Source organism: Streptomyces nogalater, assembly GCF_039532885.1.
GTDB classification, from domain to species: Bacteria; Actinomycetota; Actinomycetes; order Streptomycetales; family Streptomycetaceae; genus Streptomyces; species Streptomyces nogalater.
Genome location: NZ_BAAASM010000065.1, coordinates 1 through 15,464, shown reverse-complemented (window position 1 = coordinate 15,464; position 15,464 = coordinate 1). Strand labels below are relative to the sequence as shown.

The window sequence follows — 15,464 nt, the reverse complement described above, 5'->3', positions numbered from 1 at the left end:
GCGCAGCACCGTCTGCCACCTGTCAGACCTGGAACGATGCCCGCACCTTCGGCGGCAAGTGCTCCAGCGGTACGTACTACGCCGAAGCGACGTGTACCAACGGCAGTAAGGTACGAGGGGCAACTGCCAGCAACGGCTCCTGGTCGTACGCTTACTGCGCGAGCGTAGGCTCCAACTACAAGGCGAACTCCGGCCGGATCGTGCAGCTGTAAGGTCCCGGGTCCCGGGTCAGCGCGGGTCTCGGCTCGGTCATGGGCCGAGACCCGCACCACCTCGGCGTCGTAGCCCTGGGCCCGCCGAACGCGTTCCGTTCCCTTGGGACGTCACGTAGGTCGCGGCCAGGCGTTCCGGTTCGTCCCCCCTCTCGTCGCAGCACGGCCCGCCGGCGCCCGTTCACGATGCCGTCCACGCCGTACCGTGACGGTTCCACCAGCCGCCACGGCGGGATCTGCGACACGTCCGCCGCGCACCGCGCCCACCAGCCGGGCCAGGCGGTTCTCGCCCCCCGGCAGCAGCACCCACCCTCGCGCGGCCGGCTCAAAGTCCCGCCGTGCCGCCGGGGCGGCTGCTCTACGATCCCGCGCTTGCCAACCGTGAGGCGACGATCGCCACGAAGTGCTGCAAGACGGCGAACGGCAGCGTTTGCGTCTTGTCGAAGAAAACCTCTGCCGGTTTCTCCTTCTCGGGCGCATAGACAACCACTGTCACGGCTGTCGGCCCTGGGGCCGGTGAAGCAGGCATGGAAGGGGCTCCGCCTGGAACCATGCGGGCCTCGCTGAGCTCGAAATGAGTGGTCCGGCTCTCGCTCGCACCTGTCTCGGTGGTGAGAGCGCAGTACAGATCACCGTCGTAGTCCCAGGTCAGCAAAGACATGATGGCGATGCTGCCATACCTGCCGCCGTCAGCGGTCGGGCATTGATATCACTGCGTCCGTCAACGGGCTGGGTCCAAGCTCAGGGGCCGGTGTCGGCGAGACAGCCATCGACCGCATCAGGGCGGTACTGGATCTGCTTGAGCCGGTGTTTCACGGCGCGGGTGATCTGGTCGAGACCGGCCGCTGCGAGGTTGCCGATGTCACGCTTGGCCAGCGACCGAATGCCCTCCTGCGGAGGCAGGTCTGGAGCGTGGGCCGGCAGCTGGAACACGGTGAGCCACTCGGCGACCGCTCCCATGCGGCCCTCCCCCCGCCTCGGTCAGCCCACGGCCCTGTGCATGCCTCACGCCCCAGGTCCCGGTGCCAACGGCCGACTGTCAGGCGAACGGCACCGACATCACCCAATCAAGCTCAGTGGCATGGGAACTTCTCGGACTTCGGGATTCGTGGGCACCGGAGGCCAGTAACATCCAGCCGAAGGCTGACGCCGCGGCACCGAAACGGCGCGAAGCCAATGGCTATCTCGGAGAGGGGAATGGACGCATGGGCAACGCCTGGACGAGGCTTACTCAGGAAGCAGGAGAACGCGGTGGTCCCGACGCACTGAGGGCGTTCTACCGGGCGCAGGGGCAGAAGTCGGCGGTCACGTACATGGCCTGCTTCGCTGCGGCCTCGGGGGTGGCGTACGGGCTGAACAAGTACCGCAAGTACGCCGAGGACAAGAAGATGGACCGCAGGATCGCCGAGTTGGAGGCCGAGGGAACTCCGGCCGAGATCGAGCCGGGGCGGGACGCCAGTCCGACCGTGTAGGGGGAGGGGGGTTCCTGAACCCCGCACGGAGGCCAAGGTCCCGACGACGCGCTGAGTTACCTGACACTTCGTGGCAGCTGCGGGAGAGGAGGGACGGGACCGGTCTGCCCGTCCCGTGTCGCTGCCCGAGCGGACCCCGCAGCCGTTCCAACGGGCCCAGACGTAGCGGGCTTCCTCATGGAGGGCGTCGACGGACGGGTGCACCTGCCCGTCACGCACTCGCCCGGCCAGGCCGACGTCAGCGACTGCGCCCACGATTCTGTCGCTCCTGCGCTGGGCGGTCACGACCCTCGTCACGGCCACGCGCAGGCTCCGTGAGTGGGACCCCCGTCCGCCGGTTCGTACGCCACGGCCGGCGGCCATGGCGGCAGCCCTGCGCGATGCGCCCCTCGCCCTGGAACTGCTGCGCCACCTGACCACCGCGAGCGGCGACGGGAGGGACGTCCTGGCACTGAACTCCCTTTACCGGTACGCCGTCTCACCGCGCGCAGCCGCCCCCTTCCCGGTGGGACAGGCGCTTGTGGAACTCCTCGTCGGTGCCGGCGGCGACGCCGTGGAGGTGTTCCCCGCGGTGCCCGACGACTGGCCGGACCTCCTCGTCGCCGGGCTGCTCGCCCCGGCGGGCACATGGTGGACGCCGAGCGCCATGCGGGCCGTACCCGCTGGGTGCGGGCGGGAGCGGGCGACGGCCGTCCGTTCACACTGCGGCACGGTGTCGACGGTGACGCGGAGGAGTGGACCAGCTGCCCCGGGGACACCGCACCCCACCGCAGGGCCGCCGCCCGCCCGGCCGGTCCCGGCACCGCGCTGGTGCACCCGGCCACGGATGGACGCTCGTGGCGTACAGCAGGGTGATCCGCCGACGCAGCGCTCCGGGGCCTTCGCCGCGCACAGGCAGATGCTCGCCTGGAGCTCCGCCGTGTCGTAGACCCCCACCACGCGCTGGGTCACGGATGTCCTGGCGGCCGGCTTCGGCGTGAGGTCGTCGTCCATGCCCAGCCCCGGCATGTCGGTCGGCCTGGTTCCGCGAGGTGACCACGCGCATGATCGGCCCAGAGCGCTACCGCCCGCTGCTCAGCCGCTCCACAGCGCGGCGATCGCGTGTCCGATGAGGACAGTGCCCAGCGCTGCCACGAAGCCCGCTATCGCCAGGAAGAGGGCGATGACGAGCATGCCCACGAGGCCGTCGACTTGTCGTGCGTCGCCGGGCCGCGCGGGGTCGTAGGTGACCTCGATCGGGTCCGTGCCGGTGCCGGTTGTCCGGTACGTGTAGCTCTGGCCGGTGGCCGTCGTGTACGTGTACACCAGCCGCTTGTTGGTGTAGTGCGAGAACTGGGCCATGACGGTGATGCCACGCCGTTTCAGCCGCCACTGCTCCACTTGCGTCCGGACCCCGGAGTAGATGAGGAAACCGCCGGCGTACAGGGCGAACGACCCGCCGAGCAGTGCGGCCATCCGCCCCCAGCTCCCGGCCACGCCCACGACTGCCGCCAGCCCGGCATAGAGCAGGGCGCCCGCCACGGCGACAGGTCTCTGCCCGGAGAGCCACCCCATGTTCCGACTGGACAGCGGACGCACATCCACCAGCGCCAGACCGTCCACGGGACCGGCCTCACCGTCGGACGGCGGCAGCAGCTGATCGACCGCCTGCGCGAACGCGGCAGCGCCCGCCGCGGAGACTCCCTCGACGCGGTAGACCACCGGCGCGGCCCCACCCAGCAGTTCGATCTCGACGGACCGTCCCTCTGCCCGTACCTCCGCCATCGCTTCCACCGGTATCCGGAGCTCCTCGGCGGGTCTGCGCAGCACCACCACCTCACCCTCCAGGCGGAGCGCCGTACGTCTCTTTCCTCGCAGAACCAACTCGGCAGCCGTGTTCGGCATTTCCGTGTCTCCCCCCTCGACAGGCCCACCCCGAAGTCGGCACAGCCTAATCGGGATCGGACCGACGCCCGGCCCAGTGGACGCGGCAGTGGTCCCTTCTCCGCCGGCGCCGGGATGTCGGCACAGGGCGCGGCCAACGGCTTGGATGGTGTCGACAGGGCGGATCGGCCCGTACGAGGCGTGGATCGGCCCACGGGGGTAACCCGGAGTACACGGCATGGCCACTCTCGGGGTGCCGGTATCCGGTCATGTTTCCGTGCCCGGGGGCGGGCAGCGCGCCCGGCCAGACTCGCTGGTGGCCCCCTGCGGGGCCCCCGGACCCGCCTCGTTCGGGTCTGTACCCGGCATGGCCGGTTCCGCGCAAACGGCGGGCGGCGCTGTGTGCGCCGATACCACGAGGGCACCCAGCGGTGATCCGACCGAAAGGACACCGCGGGATGAGCAGTCGTACGCCGAACGCCACCCTGGCTCCGTACAGCGGAGCAGTCGGCCACTACACCTCGTCGAAGCGGCGGGACCCCGTCAAGCGTCTGTGGGAGGAACCCGTCACCCGGGGGTTACTGTCCAAGGCGTTACGCTACGTGGGGCCGCTGGAGACGATCAGGATCCTCGACGTGGGCAGCGGCGCGGGGGAGGGGGTCAACTTCCTGCTCGCGATGGAGGAGAACCAGTCCTGGCACAGCGTGGAGGGCCGGTATCGCTACTGCGGCCTCGACCTGGACGAGTCGCTGCTGGACACCGCCCGGGTGCTCCATCGCCGGCGCCCCGAAGTGAGCTTCGTCCAGGCCGACATGCGGGAGTACATCCCCGATGAGCCCTACGACCTCTACTTCTCCAGCGGGGTGCCGTACTCGCACCTGACACCCCGTGAGCTGACGGACGTCCTGAGCAGGATCTTCACCGCGGTGCGGCGCAACCGCACCCGCTCCGTGGTGGTCGTGGACGTGCTGGGCCGGTACTCGATCGAGTGGGCCGACCGGTGGGACCGGCAGCGCTGGGACTACACGATGAGCTTCTTCCAGGGGGGTCCGAAGGAGGAGGCGCCTGCGCCCACGGTACCGATGACGTTCTGGGACGCGTGGGGGTTGCGCAGGGTCATCGACGAGGCCTGTGCGCAGGCCGGCCGGCCCTACGAAGAGGTGTCCTTCCACGACCGTTCGATCATGGTCGGCCGGCACACGCAAACCAGGGAGTTCAACCCCGACATCCCGCCCTACCGGTTGCTGGTCAACCGCCTGGAGCGCGGGGACGACACGGTCGAGCCCATGGACCTGCGTTTCCCGTATCTGCCGACAGGGACGGCTCCCGATCGCGTCCTCAACTTCTTCGACGCCTTCCAGGAGCAGTGGCAGGCACTGCTGGAGACCGACTTCGGCCGGCTTCCCGAAGGGATAGCCGCTTCGATGCTGGCCTGTGGGCTGCGCCGCCTCGAACACAGCATGGCCCCGGGGCTCGGTGTGGGGCATTCGCTGACGGCGCTCGTCCATCTCGACGGCAGGGAACCGGCCCGGAACACGCGATGACCGGTGGGGCCGCCGACGCGCTGATCGCCGATCTCGACGGCACGCTCGTCGACAGCGGGGCGCACTACCTGGCGACGGTGCGGGCCGTCTTCACGGCATACGGGGTCCAACGGGTCGAGCGGGACGTCTATGACCGTTGCACCGGGCTGAGCACCCACGACATGCTCGTTCTGTTGTGTCGCCACTATCGTGTGCGCGCTCCCGTCGACGCGCTCATGGATGAGATCGTCCGGGTGTACCGGGCGGGGCTGCCCGACCAGGTGCCGCTCTTTCCCGTGGCCGCCGCACTGCTGCTGCGGGCCCACGCCGGCGGGGTGCCCACCGCCGTCGCCTCGGGGTCACCCGCCCTGATCGTCGCGGCGGTGCTCGAAGGGCACGGGCTGAGCCATGCCGTCGACGCCCGGGCGGCCGCCGAGGACGCAGGCGCGGGAAAGCCCGCGCCGGATCTCTTCCTGCACGCGGCCCGTTCACTGGGGGTCGCCCCCGAGCGCTGTCTCGTCATCGAGGACTCGGTGCCCGGGGTGGAGGCCGCGGCCCGGGCGGGAATGCGGTGCGTGGCCATACCCGATCCCGCGACGGTCCACGCCCCCTCCGCGTTCGCCTCGGCCGAACTCCTCCTGCCCCGGAACGACCTCACGCGCATCTGGGAACTGCTCGACCAGGACACCGACACACGGACGTACGCCAGGAAACAGAAAACCCCGCGGTTCTCGGGACCCGTCCCCACCGGAGGTGGAAACCGGAGATGAGTACAGCACCTCGTCCCACGTCCCCCACGACAGGAGCGACAGGCATGACAGGCACGGCACGAACCGCTCGAACGGCCCCCTCTGCGGAGGCGACGGGCGTCACGGAAGCTGACGGTGCCTTCGCGGGAGCGGCCACCCAGCCGGCCGGCGACAAGTCTGCCGGCGACAAGCCGGCCGGCGGCAAGGTGACCGCCTTCAACGACAGCCTGGGACGGTTACGCCGCTCGATGCGCCGGTCGGCGTGGAACAAGGGCCCGCTGCCCCCTGCCCGGGACATGGCCTGGCAGACCTCCCTCGTCCGCCGCGACCCCGACCCGGCGGTGACGCGGCTGACCGCGGCCGACTTCGGCTACCAACGGGCCCGGCGCGGACCGGCCGCCCGCAGCGCACCCGCGCCGGAGCAGACCGCGTACTCCGGACCGCACCGGCTGCTGACCGACGAGGGCGTGGCCCGGTTGCGCCGCGTCTGCGAGAACCTCGCCGACCGTGCGCCGGACGACGACTACATCGTCAGCCGCCGGGTGCGCAACGTCTTCGGTGCCTCCCGCTTCGTACGCGCCATGGTCAGCGACCCCGCGTTCCTGGGCCGGGTGTCCGCCATCGCGGGGCAGCCCCTCATCCCGCACCCGCTGACCACGCCGGCGATCTGTGCCAACTACTTCGACACCCAGGAGGTGCGCGTCGGCGACCGCAAGGAGCCGCAGACCGCCCGCTGGCACTACGACGGCATGACCTACGTCTTCGTGATGCAGCTGGCCGACCGGACGGAGTTCGCGAACGGCAGGCTGATGCTCTACCGCGGTACCCGGGCGGACTTCGACCGGGACCGGGAGGCGGTCGCCGAGCAGGGCAGCAGCCATCCGAAGGTCTTCGAGCCGCCGTTGGAGCGGGCCGGGGACACCGTCTACACCCTGGGCAGCTCGCTCTGGCACGCGGTGCAGCCGGTGTCGTCCGGCGCGCGGCTGAGCATCATCCTCTCCTTCTTCGCCCCCATGGAGCGGCACGACAGCAACCCGTTCTGGCACCTGGCCGCCGAAGACGGCATCGTCGAAGCCCTCTCCGGCTTCGCCAAACTCCGCAAGGCCCAGAGCGATCCCCTCGGCTACTGCGCCCGCACCGGCATCGACCTCACCCGCGTGATCGCCGAGGCGGAACGGGCCGCGCCGCTCGTCGCCCCGCACTGACCGCCGATCCCTCCCCACGGCAAGGAGCCGCCCTCGATGCGTTCCCTCTCCTGGACCAGCGGGCCGCTGCCCGCGGTCGCGCTCATCGTCATGTGGAGTTCGGGATTCATCGGGGCGCGGCTGGCCACCGACACCGCAGACACGCTCACCGTCCTGATGTGGCGGTTCCTCCTGGTGACCGCGCTGGTGGTGCCGTGGTGGCTGCTCGTACGCCGCCGTCGGCACCGCCTCACCGGCCGTGATGTCGTGATCCAGGCGCTGGTCGGCCTGCTCGCGCAGAGCATCTATCTGATCAGTTCCGTCAAGGCCATCGAACTGGGCGTTCCAACGGGGACGACCGCCCTGATCGAATCTCTCCAGCCGCTGTTCGCGGGCGTCCTGGTCGGCCCCCTGCTCAAGGAGCGGGTGTCCGTCCTGCAGTGGGCCGGGCTCGTGCTCGGCCTCGTCAGCGTGGCCATGGTCATCGGTGACGGGCTGAGTCTGGCGAGCGGGCGGCCGGGATGGGTCTACGCCGTACCGTTCGTCGGCATGATCACGCTGACCGCCGCGACGCTCCTGCAGCGGGGGAAGGCCAGGACCGTGGCGCTGACGGACTCGCTGACCATCCAGTGCTGCACCAGCGCCGTCCTGTTCGTGATCCTGGGCGTCGCCACCGGCCACGCCCGGCCGCCGCGGGACGGTGACTTCTGGCTGGCGCTGGTGTGGATGGTGGTCCTCGCGACCTTCGGCGGCTACGGCCTCTACTGGCTCAACCTCAAGCACTACACGGTGACCCGGGTCAACAGCCTCATCTACCTCTGCCCGTCCACCACGGCGTTCTGGGCGTTCCTGATGTTCGGCGAGCCGATGGGGCCCCTGGCCATGGCCGGCTTCGGCGTGGGCCTGATCGCCGTACTGCTCGTCAACCGGGCCGAACCACCGGATGCCGCCGCCTCGGACCCACCACGGACACCCGACGTCCCGGTCGCCTCCTCCACCGGGGAGGATCCTCCGGGCACGGGCTGGCAAAGCCACCGCACCGTACCCTCCGGCGAACGGAAGAAGGACTCCTAGGCAGCTTTCCGCCGCTGGCCCGCTCTGTATGTCAGGGTTCGTGCCGAGCGCGACCGGTCGGTGCGGGCTCTGATTCCCGTAGCAGGCTCTCGGTGTCCAGGCGTAGCCGGAGCATGTTCCGGCGGCGCATCGTGGCCAGCGTGTCCTGTAGCGGAGAGGGCGGCACCGCCAGTACGGGGCAGCCGGCGTGAGCGAGGCAGTACCGGCCGACCGATGGTGAGAGCGCGCGCAGCAGCCGGTTCCGCCGTCCGGCGCCGACCACGATGACGTCGTCCTCCCGCTCGGCGATCCGCACCAGGGCCGGTCCGGCGGCACCCCGGACCGTGAGCGCGGTACCAGGCACCCCGGTGTCGGTGCTGCCGAACACGTCACGCAGCGCCTTGAGCAGCCGCTCCCGCGCCAGCAGCTCCCATTGCGGAACCATGTCGGCCGCGACCGGCGCCCTGCGCGAGCCGAGCTCACCGCCGGGCGGCTCCCAGGCCAGCACCGGCCAGAGCTGCGCTCCGCGACGCCGCGCCTCCTCGGCCGCGCGTGCCAGGGCGGTGAGACTGCCCGGCGAGCCGCTCACGCCCACCACGACGCGAGCGGCCGAAGACTTCTGGTGCTCAGACATCCGATCCTCCTGGGAACGCCTCCATCACACCGCCTTCCCGGATCGCCGAACAGTGTGCGGGTCGTTTTCCTGACGGCCCCCTGACGGCCCTCTCCATGCCCTTCGGGCAGGCGCGTCAGCATGCCGTCAAGATCGCGCGGATCACCGTCAGCGTCCCGTCAGGGCACGTCCACGCGTCGGGAAGCCGGGGCATACCGTCGACAGCGAGCCCCGGCCCGTCTCCCCGCCGCCGGGGCGCCCCGGCTCGCTTTCCCGCACCGTCCTTCGGGAGGTCTCATGACACACCCGCGCTACGGCGACGACCCCGAACCCTGCGATCGGTCCCCGGCCGGACCTCTGTACGTTCCGGTCCGGCCGGGACCCTCCGGGTACGCGGCCCGCCTCTTCCGCACCCCGCTCGGCGACCGCACCGCCGTCGGTTTCACCGCCGAGCGCCGGCTGACGGCCGCCCTCGGCCCCGGCCAGGCGTGGATCCGCCTCGCCGAGCCCGCACTGCGCGCGCTGACCGCCCCGCTCGGCGTCACCACCGTCACCGTGGACCCGCAGTTCACCGCACCGGTTCCCCTGCCGGCCACACCGGTCACCGCAGATTTCCGCGCAGTGCGGACCGCGTGAGAGCGGCAGCAACGATGACCACGCTTCACGACTCCGCCGTCACCGCGGAGGCGACGCCCACCGTGACCGGTCCAGCCAGGTCCGCCAGACGTGACGCGTGTTGGGCAGCTCGGGGCGGTCGAGGAGCCAGAGAACGTATCCGGCATGACGCCGCGCCCATGGGTTGTCCGAACAGGCGACTCTTTCCAGCCTGCCGCGCAGGTCCTCACCGTCCACGGCCCGGGCCACGCGCACGTACTCGCGGTCCTTGCAGCGGTAGGGCCGCTGGACGACGGTCTCGACCAGTTCCACAAGCTTGCTTCTGACCGTCTCATCGTGGTGAGCGGCAGCCATGTCCCGAATGAGGCGCTCCTTCGTGCCCCATGACTTGGCATACCGTGTCCACTCCTGCGGATACCTCGCCTCCCACTCCAGGAAGCACAGCACGTAGGGAAGACCCGGCCATGTGCTGATGCCGGGACCGGCCGGCCGGTCCAACAACCCACCTGGCAGCGAACACCTCAGGGCCTTCAGGTAGTTCCTGTGCGCCGCCTGCCGCCCCAGCGAATACCTGCGACGCCATGCCCTGTTGTACCGCTCCAGAGCCTCCTGGGTGTTCCTCTCGGCGTCAGCCAGACGGACAAGCGCCGCAGCACGTTCCGCCGGATCGCTTGCTATCAGCCCGAACGCCCACCCCAGCCGCTCGTGCCACACATCGGCGCCATCCACGCTCACGTCCGTACCCGCGTCCCTCTTCACCCGGCAGATCATGCTCTACTTCAAGCCACCATCGCCGTCATTTACCCAGTCACGCACAGCACCGCCGGATGTCGGCAGCACGGTGACAAGTCCCCGGCGTTCGTGCGACGGGGCGTCTCCGCTCTCCGTTCCTCCTAGTCAGCGCTTACGGCCTCGACGATGGACAGCACGGTCGGTGTCGGCACGATCCGCTGTAGGCGCAGCCCTGCGTCTTTGAAGAGCTGGACGAAGTCCCCTTCGGTGCGTTCGCGTCCCACGAGGGAGGACATCATCATCAGGTCGAGGGTTTTGGACTGGTGGGGCAGGTTGCCGGGCGGCACGACGGCGTCGATGACGAGGATGCGGCCGCCGGGTGCCATGGCCTGCCGGCAGTTGCGCAGGATGGCGGCGGACTGCTCGTCGTTCCAGTCGTGGAGGATGCGCTTGATGAGGTAGACGTCCCCCGGCGGGATGGCGGAGAAGAAGTCGCCGTCGGCCGTGGACCATCGGCCGGCGATGCCGTCGTGGTCGCCCAGCCGGTGGTCGGCCAGGACGTGGGCCTGGTCGTGGAGGACTCCGTGCAGGCCGGGCTGTCGGCGGAGCACTTCGAGGAGCAGGCCGCCGTGGCCGCCGCCGACGTCGACGACGGTGCCCGTGGGGGGAAAGTCGTAGGCCTGGGCGATGGGTTCGTTTTCGTAATCCGACATGGCGGCCATGCCGACGTGGAAGACGGCGGCGGTTTCCGCGTCGCGCGCGAAGTAGTCGAAGAACGTCGTTTCGAAGATGCCCGGGAAGGCGGATCCGCCGTCGGTCAGGCAGCGGTGCATCTCCCCGGCGGGGCGCCACATGGTGGCGTCGGTGAGCATCAGGATCGCGGCACGGGCGGAATGAGGGGCGTCCGAGCGCAGCGCCTGACCGGTGTCGGTCAGCCGGAAACGTCCCGTGGTCGTTTCCTCGACCACGTCGCGCGTGGCGAGCAGCCGCAGGACTCGCCCGAGGTTGCGGGCGTCGGTCCCGGTCGCTTCGGCGAGCCGCTCGACGCTCTCGTCTCCGTCCGTCATGTGGTCGGCCACCCTCACGGCGGCGGCAGCGCGCAGCGCCGCGGGGAACAGGAAGCCCAGACTTTCGTCGATCAACCGGGCGGCGGATTGCCGTGCCGTGTTCATTACTGCGTCACCTCTTCTTGACCGGTCCTGGTCCCCGCGGCGGCCGGTCCCCGCGGCGGCAGCCCCGTGGCGGCCGGACCGCGAGTGCGGGGACGGGCGAGGGCGGGTGGCCCAGGATGGCGCAGGGCGGTGGTCGCCGGCAGGGGGTTGTGCGGTGGGCGGTGGGGGGTTGACGGGGCGGTGGGTTGGGTGAGGCTGCTGGTACCAGTGCATCCCTTCGGGCGCGGCGCCGACAGAGGGCTTCCGGCCGTCTTCACCCGGACGTGGTCAGGTCTTACCCGCTCGGCCCTGTCGGCCCTGTCGCCCTGTCGGGGCGCGGCCCGGGACGCCGCGGGCCGTGGGTCATGCGGCCGCAGCCGTGCGGTCGTGCGGTCATGCCGTAGTGCAGCCGCCGTATTGCGCCATGCCGTTATGTACCGCGGGCTGTTGCCCGGAAGGCTGTCGGTGTGGTGCCCGTCCGCTGCCGGAAGAACGTGGTGAAGTCGCTGGCGTCGGCGAAGCCGAGGCGTGTGGCGAGGGCGCTGACGGTCAGCGAGCCGTGGGCGAGTTCCCGTTTGGCTTCCAGTACCACGCGTTCGTCGATATAGCGTTTGGCCGGCATGCCGATGGCGGTTTGCGTGGCCCGGGTGAGCGTGCGGCGACTGTAACCCAGTGCCGCCGCGTAGTCCTCCACCCTGCGGGTGACCGCGAAGTCGCGTTCCACGGCCGCGTGGAAACGGCGGAACGTCTCGTTCGCGGCCGGCCTGCCGGGCTCGGGCCCGTACGCCCTGGCCAGGCGCACCAGCAGGACCGCCAGCAGATGACGCAGGACCTGCAGGTGGGATTCCAGGGGCAGCTCCGTCATGGCCTGGTACTCGTATCGTAGGTGCTCCAGTGCCCGGCGCAGGCCTTCCGCGTGTGGGGCGTCCGGTCGGAGGGGCGCTTGGGCCGTCGCCAGGCCGGCGACCGAGGCGGCGGCCGTCTCGGTGTCAGGGAAACCCGGGGGGAAGGCGATCACCAAGCCCTCGGCCTGTGTGAGGTCCGTGCCCCAGCGCTGTACCTGCCCAGGGCGGATCCACAGCCAGGCGCCGCCGGACAGCTCGTAGCGGGTGAAGTCCACCGAGACCGTCAGGCGGCTGCCCGGCCGCACGGCGACGAGCTGGTGGAAGGCCGGGCGCAGCGACGCGTACGGATCGTTGCCGTGCCGGCGGGCGCGCTCGGCCAGTCCCGCCAACTCGACCAGCTCCAGTCCCGGCGGGGAACCGGCCGTACGCCGCAGGGTGAGGTCCCGGATGACCGACCGCTGCGCATCCTGTCCGTTTTTCCCCATGGTGAGTCCCGAGTCTACCGTCGGCACCTGTCACCGGGCTCCTAGCGTGAGGACGTAAGGGCAGATCAGCGCGGGTACGTGCGGAAAGGAGGCCGGTATGAGACTGGTCGTGGGGATGACCGGAGCCACCGGAGCCGTGTTCGGTGTCCGGTTCCTCCAGGTGCTGGCCCGGCTGCCGGACGTGGAGACGCATCTGGTCCTCAGCCGGTGGGCGCGTACGACGATCGAGCTGGAGACGGGCCTGTCCGTGAGCGAGGTCGGTGACCTGGCCGACGTCGTGCACCGGCCGGAGGACCAGGGCGCCGCCATCTCCTCCGGGTCGTTTCGTACCGACGGCATGGTGATCATGCCGTGCTCGATGAAGACCCTCGCCGCCATCCGCGCCGGATACGCCGACAGCCTGGTCACTCGCGCCGCCGACGTGATCCTCAAGGAGCGCCGCAGGCTCGTCCTCGTTCCGCGCGAGACACCGCTGAGCGAAATCCATCTGGAGAACATGCTCGCGCTCTGCCGGATGGGGGTGCGGTTGGTACCGCCCATGCCCGCCTTCTACAACCACCCGCAGTCGGTGGACGACATCGTCGACCACATCGTGGCCCGGACCCTCGACCAGTTCGACCTGCCCGCCCCCGCCGCCAAGAGATGGGAGGGCATGCGCGCCGCCCGTACGGTACGGCCGGCCTCCTGACGCCGCCTGCTGCGGCTGACGGCGTCTTGACCGCCGCCTGCTGCGGCTGACGGCGTCCCGACCCCGGTCGCCGCGGCCGACGGCGTCCTGACCCACCGGTCGCCGCGGCCGACGGCTCCCTGGCCCCGCCTGCTGTGTCGGGCTCCCTGCCCCTGGCCTGGTGTGGCCGGCCTCTCTGACCCTCCCCGGTTCCAGTCGGCTTCCTGGCCCGGCCCACCGCGGCCGGCTCCCTGCCCCTCGTCCCGGGGCCCTTGCACCCAGGCGGCCCTTCATCCCCCCACCCACCCCCTTTTCGGTTTCCACGGAGCACCCATGGCTTATGACGACCTGCGCAGTTTCCTCAGCACGCTGGAGAAGGAAGGCCAGCTGCTGCGCATCACCGAGGAAGTCCTTCCCGAGCCGGACCTGGCCGCGGCGGCCAACGCCGCCGGCCGTATCGGCGAAGGCGCACCCGCCCTGTGGTTCGACGACGTCAAGGGCTTCACCGACGCCCGCATCGCCCTGAACGTCCACGGCTCCTGGGCCAACCACGCCCTCGCCCTCGGCCTGCCCAAGCACACCCCGGTCAAGGAGCAGGTGGAGGAGTTCGCCCGGCGCTGGGACGCCTTCCCCGTCACTCCCGAGCGGCGCGAGGACGCCCCGTGGCGGGAGAACACACAGGAAGGCGACGACGTCGACCTGTTCTCGATCCTTCCCCTGTTCCGTCTCAACGACGGCGACGGCGGCTTCTACCTCGACAAGGCAGCCGTCGTCTCCCGCGACCCGGCGGACCCCGGCCACTTCGGCAAGCAGAACGTCGGGACCTACCGTCTGCAGGTCGTCGACAAGAACCGGCTCGCGATACAGCCCGTCCCCGTGCACGACATCGCGCTCCACCTGCGCACGGCGGAGGAGAACGGCGAGGACCTCCCCATCGCCATCACCCTCGGCAACGACCCGGTGATGGCGATTGTGGCCGGGATGCCCATGGGATACGACCAGAGCGAGTACGAGATGGCCGGCGCCCTGCGCGGCGCGCCCGCCCCGATCGCCACCGCCCCTCTCACCGGCTTCGACGTGCCCTGGGGCTCGGAGGTCGTCATCGAAGGCGTCATCGAGGGCCGCAAGCGGCAGATCGAGGGCCCCTTCGGCGAGTTCACCGGGCACTACTCCGGCGGCCGCCGCATGCCCGTCGTCCGCATCGACCGAATCTCCTACCGCACGAACCCGGTCTTCGAATCCCTGTACCTGGGCATGCCGTGGACCGAGTGCGACTACCTCGTGGGCCCCAACACCTGTGTCCCGCTGCTCAAGCAACTGCGCGCCGAGTTCCCCGAGGTCCAGGCCGTCAACGCCATGTACACGCACGGGCTGCTGGCCGTGATCTCCACCAGGAAGCGGTACGGCGGATTCGCCAAGGCCGTGGCCATGCGCGCCATGACGACCCCGCACGGCCTCGGCTACATCACCACCGTCATCGTCGTCGACGAGGACGTGGACCCCTTCGACCTGCCGCAGGTCATGTGGGCGATGTCGTCGAAGGTCAACCCGGCCGACGATGTCGTGGTCCTGCCCAACCTCTCCGTGGTGGAGCTGGCACCGGCCGCCCAGCCGGCGGGCCTGACCAGCAAGATGATCATCGACGCCACCACGCCCGTGCATCCCGACGCGCGCGGCAACTTCTCGACCCCGACCAAGGACCTCCCCGAGACGAAGGACTGGACGGCAAAACTCCAGCACCTGCTGTCCCAGGCCCGCGCCTGACACCCGTCTTCAGACGCCCACCCGGCCCCGTACCAAGGAAGGCACTCCCCCCATGACCGACTGTTGCCCCCGCTGTGCCCACGAGAGCGTCAGGGTCCTGCACTCCTCGCCCGTCCCCGGTGTCTGGGACGTCGTGCAGTGCGCGCGCTGCCTCTACACGTGGCGGACCAGCGAACCGGACCGGCGCACACGGCGCGCCGCCTACCCGCAGGCGTTCCGGCTGACCGTAGAGGACCTGGCGAACGCCGCCGAGGTACCGACCGTCCCGCCCTTGCGTACCGACGACCCCCGCCACCAGACCGGACAGGCGTCCGGCCCGTCGGAGGCGTAGGCGGCCGGGCCGCGGTAGACCGGGCGCGGGCCAGTGTCCGCCGTCCGTCCGCGACCGCACCGTCCGCCGGACTTCCGCGATGCCGCAGCGTGCGTCGCTCCGCGGACGCACCCGTCCCGCCGGCCGCCGTTTCGAGTTACCGGCTAGGCCGTTTCTTTCAGATCATCGGATCGTTGGTCTGGGTGTGTCGTTGACTGACGCCCAG

The 15,464-nt window shown here is 70.4% G+C and carries 16 protein-coding genes and 1 pseudogene; 10 read left to right on the top strand and 7 right to left on the bottom strand.

Features of this window, described 5'->3' with window-relative positions:
• Positions 1-570 precede the first annotated feature (570 nt).
• Both ABD350_RS32800 and ABD350_RS32795 read right to left on the bottom strand, forming a co-directional pair.
• Positions 571-873 (bottom strand): hypothetical protein, encoded by a 303-nt coding sequence (locus ABD350_RS32800; RefSeq protein WP_344352600.1) that lies wholly within the window; start codon positions 871-873, stop codon positions 571-573.
• Positions 874-953: 80 nt separating this feature from the next.
• A pseudogene (locus tag ABD350_RS32795) lies at positions 954-1,166 on the bottom strand (IS630 family transposase); the annotation flags it as partial.
• Between the two features lie 251 nt (positions 1,167-1,417).
• Here ABD350_RS32795 and ABD350_RS32790 point away from each other — a divergent pair.
• Together ABD350_RS32790 and ABD350_RS32785 are read left to right on the top strand one after the other, a co-directional pair.
• Positions 1,418-1,684 carry a hypothetical protein gene (locus tag ABD350_RS32790; RefSeq protein ID WP_344352597.1) on the top strand — a complete coding sequence of 89 codons (267 nt, stop codon included), beginning with the start codon at positions 1,418-1,420 and terminating at the stop codon, positions 1,682-1,684.
• Positions 1,685-2,045: 361 nt separating this feature from the next.
• A complete protein-coding gene (locus tag ABD350_RS32785; protein ID WP_344352595.1) occupies positions 2,046-2,612 on the top strand; it encodes a hypothetical protein in 567 nt (188 codons plus the stop codon).
• 146 nt (positions 2,613-2,758) lie between these two features.
• Here the strand turns inward: ABD350_RS32785 and ABD350_RS32780 are convergent, their stop codons facing one another.
• On the bottom strand, positions 2,759-3,568 hold the full coding sequence (locus ABD350_RS32780; protein WP_344352593.1) for a hypothetical protein: 810 nt from the start codon (positions 3,566-3,568) through the stop codon (positions 2,759-2,761).
• 437 nt (positions 3,569-4,005) lie between these two features.
• On the opposite strand from ABD350_RS32780, the gene ABD350_RS32775 reads away from it, so the two are divergent.
• Genes ABD350_RS32775 through ABD350_RS32760 form a run of 4 tightly spaced genes read left to right on the top strand, consistent with a single transcriptional unit; the run spans position 4,006 to position 8,077 of the window.
• Complete coding sequence (locus ABD350_RS32775; protein ID WP_344352592.1) at positions 4,006-5,091, top strand: class I SAM-dependent methyltransferase; 1,086 nt, start codon at positions 4,006-4,008, stop codon at positions 5,089-5,091.
• Positions 5,088-5,840, top strand: a complete 753-nt coding sequence (locus ABD350_RS32770) for an HAD family hydrolase (RefSeq protein ID WP_344352591.1) — start codon at positions 5,088-5,090, stop codon at positions 5,838-5,840. Before ABD350_RS32775 ends, ABD350_RS32770 begins: the two co-directional genes overlap by 4 nt.
• A 44-nt stretch (positions 5,841-5,884) precedes the next feature.
• On the top strand, positions 5,885-7,024 hold the full coding sequence (locus ABD350_RS32765; protein WP_344352589.1) for a hypothetical protein: 1,140 nt from the start codon (positions 5,885-5,887) through the stop codon (positions 7,022-7,024).
• Between the two features lie 36 nt (positions 7,025-7,060).
• Entirely contained in the window at positions 7,061-8,077 is a 1,017-nt protein-coding gene (locus tag ABD350_RS32760) for a DMT family transporter (RefSeq protein ID WP_344352587.1), read from the top strand.
• A 31-nt stretch (positions 8,078-8,108) separates the two neighbouring features.
• Here the strand turns inward: ABD350_RS32760 and ABD350_RS32755 are convergent, their stop codons facing one another.
• Positions 8,109-8,690, bottom strand: coding sequence for a universal stress protein (locus tag ABD350_RS32755; protein ID WP_344352586.1), 582 nt, complete (start codon positions 8,688-8,690; stop codon positions 8,109-8,111).
• 276 nt (positions 8,691-8,966) lie between these two features.
• Here ABD350_RS32755 and ABD350_RS32750 point away from each other — a divergent pair, with 276 nt between their 5' ends.
• Positions 8,967-9,305: an SAV_915 family protein gene (locus ABD350_RS32750; RefSeq protein WP_344352584.1), complete on the top strand. Its 339-nt coding sequence runs from the start codon at positions 8,967-8,969 to the stop codon at positions 9,303-9,305.
• A 39-nt stretch (positions 9,306-9,344) separates the two neighbouring features.
• On the opposite strand, the gene ABD350_RS32745 is transcribed toward ABD350_RS32750, so the two are convergent.
• The 3 genes from ABD350_RS32745 to ABD350_RS32735 all read right to left on the bottom strand — a co-directional run bounded on the left by ABD350_RS32745 (position 9,345) and on the right by ABD350_RS32735 (position 12,497).
• Positions 9,345-10,043: a hypothetical protein gene (locus tag ABD350_RS32745; RefSeq protein ID WP_344352582.1), complete on the bottom strand. Its 699-nt coding sequence runs from the start codon at positions 10,041-10,043 to the stop codon at positions 9,345-9,347.
• 134 nt (positions 10,044-10,177) lie between these two features.
• Positions 10,178-11,188 (bottom strand): methyltransferase, encoded by a 1,011-nt coding sequence (locus tag ABD350_RS32740; protein WP_344352580.1) that lies wholly within the window; start codon positions 11,186-11,188, stop codon positions 10,178-10,180.
• 409 nt (positions 11,189-11,597) lie between these two features.
• Positions 11,598-12,497: a helix-turn-helix domain-containing protein gene (locus ABD350_RS32735; protein ID WP_382466873.1), complete on the bottom strand. Its 900-nt coding sequence runs from the start codon at positions 12,495-12,497 to the stop codon at positions 11,598-11,600.
• A gap of 97 nt (positions 12,498-12,594) precedes the next feature.
• On the opposite strand from ABD350_RS32735, the gene ABD350_RS32730 reads away from it, so the two are divergent.
• From ABD350_RS32730 to ABD350_RS32720, 3 genes are all read left to right on the top strand, one after another.
• A complete protein-coding gene (locus ABD350_RS32730; protein ID WP_344352576.1) occupies positions 12,595-13,185 on the top strand; it encodes a non-oxidative hydroxyarylic acid decarboxylases subunit B in 591 nt (196 codons plus the stop codon).
• Between the two features lie 312 nt (positions 13,186-13,497).
• Positions 13,498-14,928 carry a non-oxidative hydroxyarylic acid decarboxylases subunit C gene (locus ABD350_RS32725; RefSeq protein ID WP_344352574.1) on the top strand — a complete coding sequence of 477 codons (1,431 nt, stop codon included), beginning with the start codon at positions 13,498-13,500 and terminating at the stop codon, positions 14,926-14,928.
• A gap of 52 nt (positions 14,929-14,980) precedes the next feature.
• Positions 14,981-15,259 carry a non-oxidative hydroxyarylic acid decarboxylases subunit D gene (locus tag ABD350_RS32720; protein ID WP_344352572.1) on the top strand — a complete coding sequence of 93 codons (279 nt, stop codon included), beginning with the start codon at positions 14,981-14,983 and terminating at the stop codon, positions 15,257-15,259.
• Positions 15,260-15,464 lie beyond the last annotated feature (205 nt).

Coding starts and splice junctions, on each gene's coding strand:
- ABD350_RS32800 (WP_344352600.1), bottom strand. CDS start 873: ATGTCTTTGCTGACCTGGGACTACGACGGTGATCTGTACTGCGCTCTC.
- ABD350_RS32790 (WP_344352597.1), top strand. CDS start 1,418: ATGGGCAACGCCTGGACGAGGCTTACTCAGGAAGCAGGAGAACGCGGT.
- ABD350_RS32785 (WP_344352595.1), top strand. CDS start 2,046: ATGGCGGCAGCCCTGCGCGATGCGCCCCTCGCCCTGGAACTGCTGCGC.
- ABD350_RS32780 (WP_344352593.1), bottom strand. CDS start 3,568: ATGCCGAACACGGCTGCCGAGTTGGTTCTGCGAGGAAAGAGACGTACG.
- ABD350_RS32775 (WP_344352592.1), top strand. CDS start 4,006: ATGAGCAGTCGTACGCCGAACGCCACCCTGGCTCCGTACAGCGGAGCA.
- ABD350_RS32770 (WP_344352591.1), top strand. CDS start 5,088: ATGACCGGTGGGGCCGCCGACGCGCTGATCGCCGATCTCGACGGCACG.
- ABD350_RS32765 (WP_344352589.1), top strand. CDS start 5,885: ATGACAGGCACGGCACGAACCGCTCGAACGGCCCCCTCTGCGGAGGCG.
- ABD350_RS32760 (WP_344352587.1), top strand. CDS start 7,061: ATGCGTTCCCTCTCCTGGACCAGCGGGCCGCTGCCCGCGGTCGCGCTC.
- ABD350_RS32755 (WP_344352586.1), bottom strand. CDS start 8,690: ATGTCTGAGCACCAGAAGTCTTCGGCCGCTCGCGTCGTGGTGGGCGTG.
- ABD350_RS32750 (WP_344352584.1), top strand. CDS start 8,967: ATGACACACCCGCGCTACGGCGACGACCCCGAACCCTGCGATCGGTCC.
- ABD350_RS32740 (WP_344352580.1), bottom strand. CDS start 11,188: ATGAACACGGCACGGCAATCCGCCGCCCGGTTGATCGACGAAAGTCTG.
- ABD350_RS32735 (WP_382466873.1), bottom strand. CDS start 12,497: ATGGGGAAAAACGGACAGGATGCGCAGCGGTCGGTCATCCGGGACCTC.
- ABD350_RS32730 (WP_344352576.1), top strand. CDS start 12,595: ATGAGACTGGTCGTGGGGATGACCGGAGCCACCGGAGCCGTGTTCGGT.
- ABD350_RS32725 (WP_344352574.1), top strand. CDS start 13,498: ATGGCTTATGACGACCTGCGCAGTTTCCTCAGCACGCTGGAGAAGGAA.
- ABD350_RS32720 (WP_344352572.1), top strand. CDS start 14,981: ATGACCGACTGTTGCCCCCGCTGTGCCCACGAGAGCGTCAGGGTCCTG.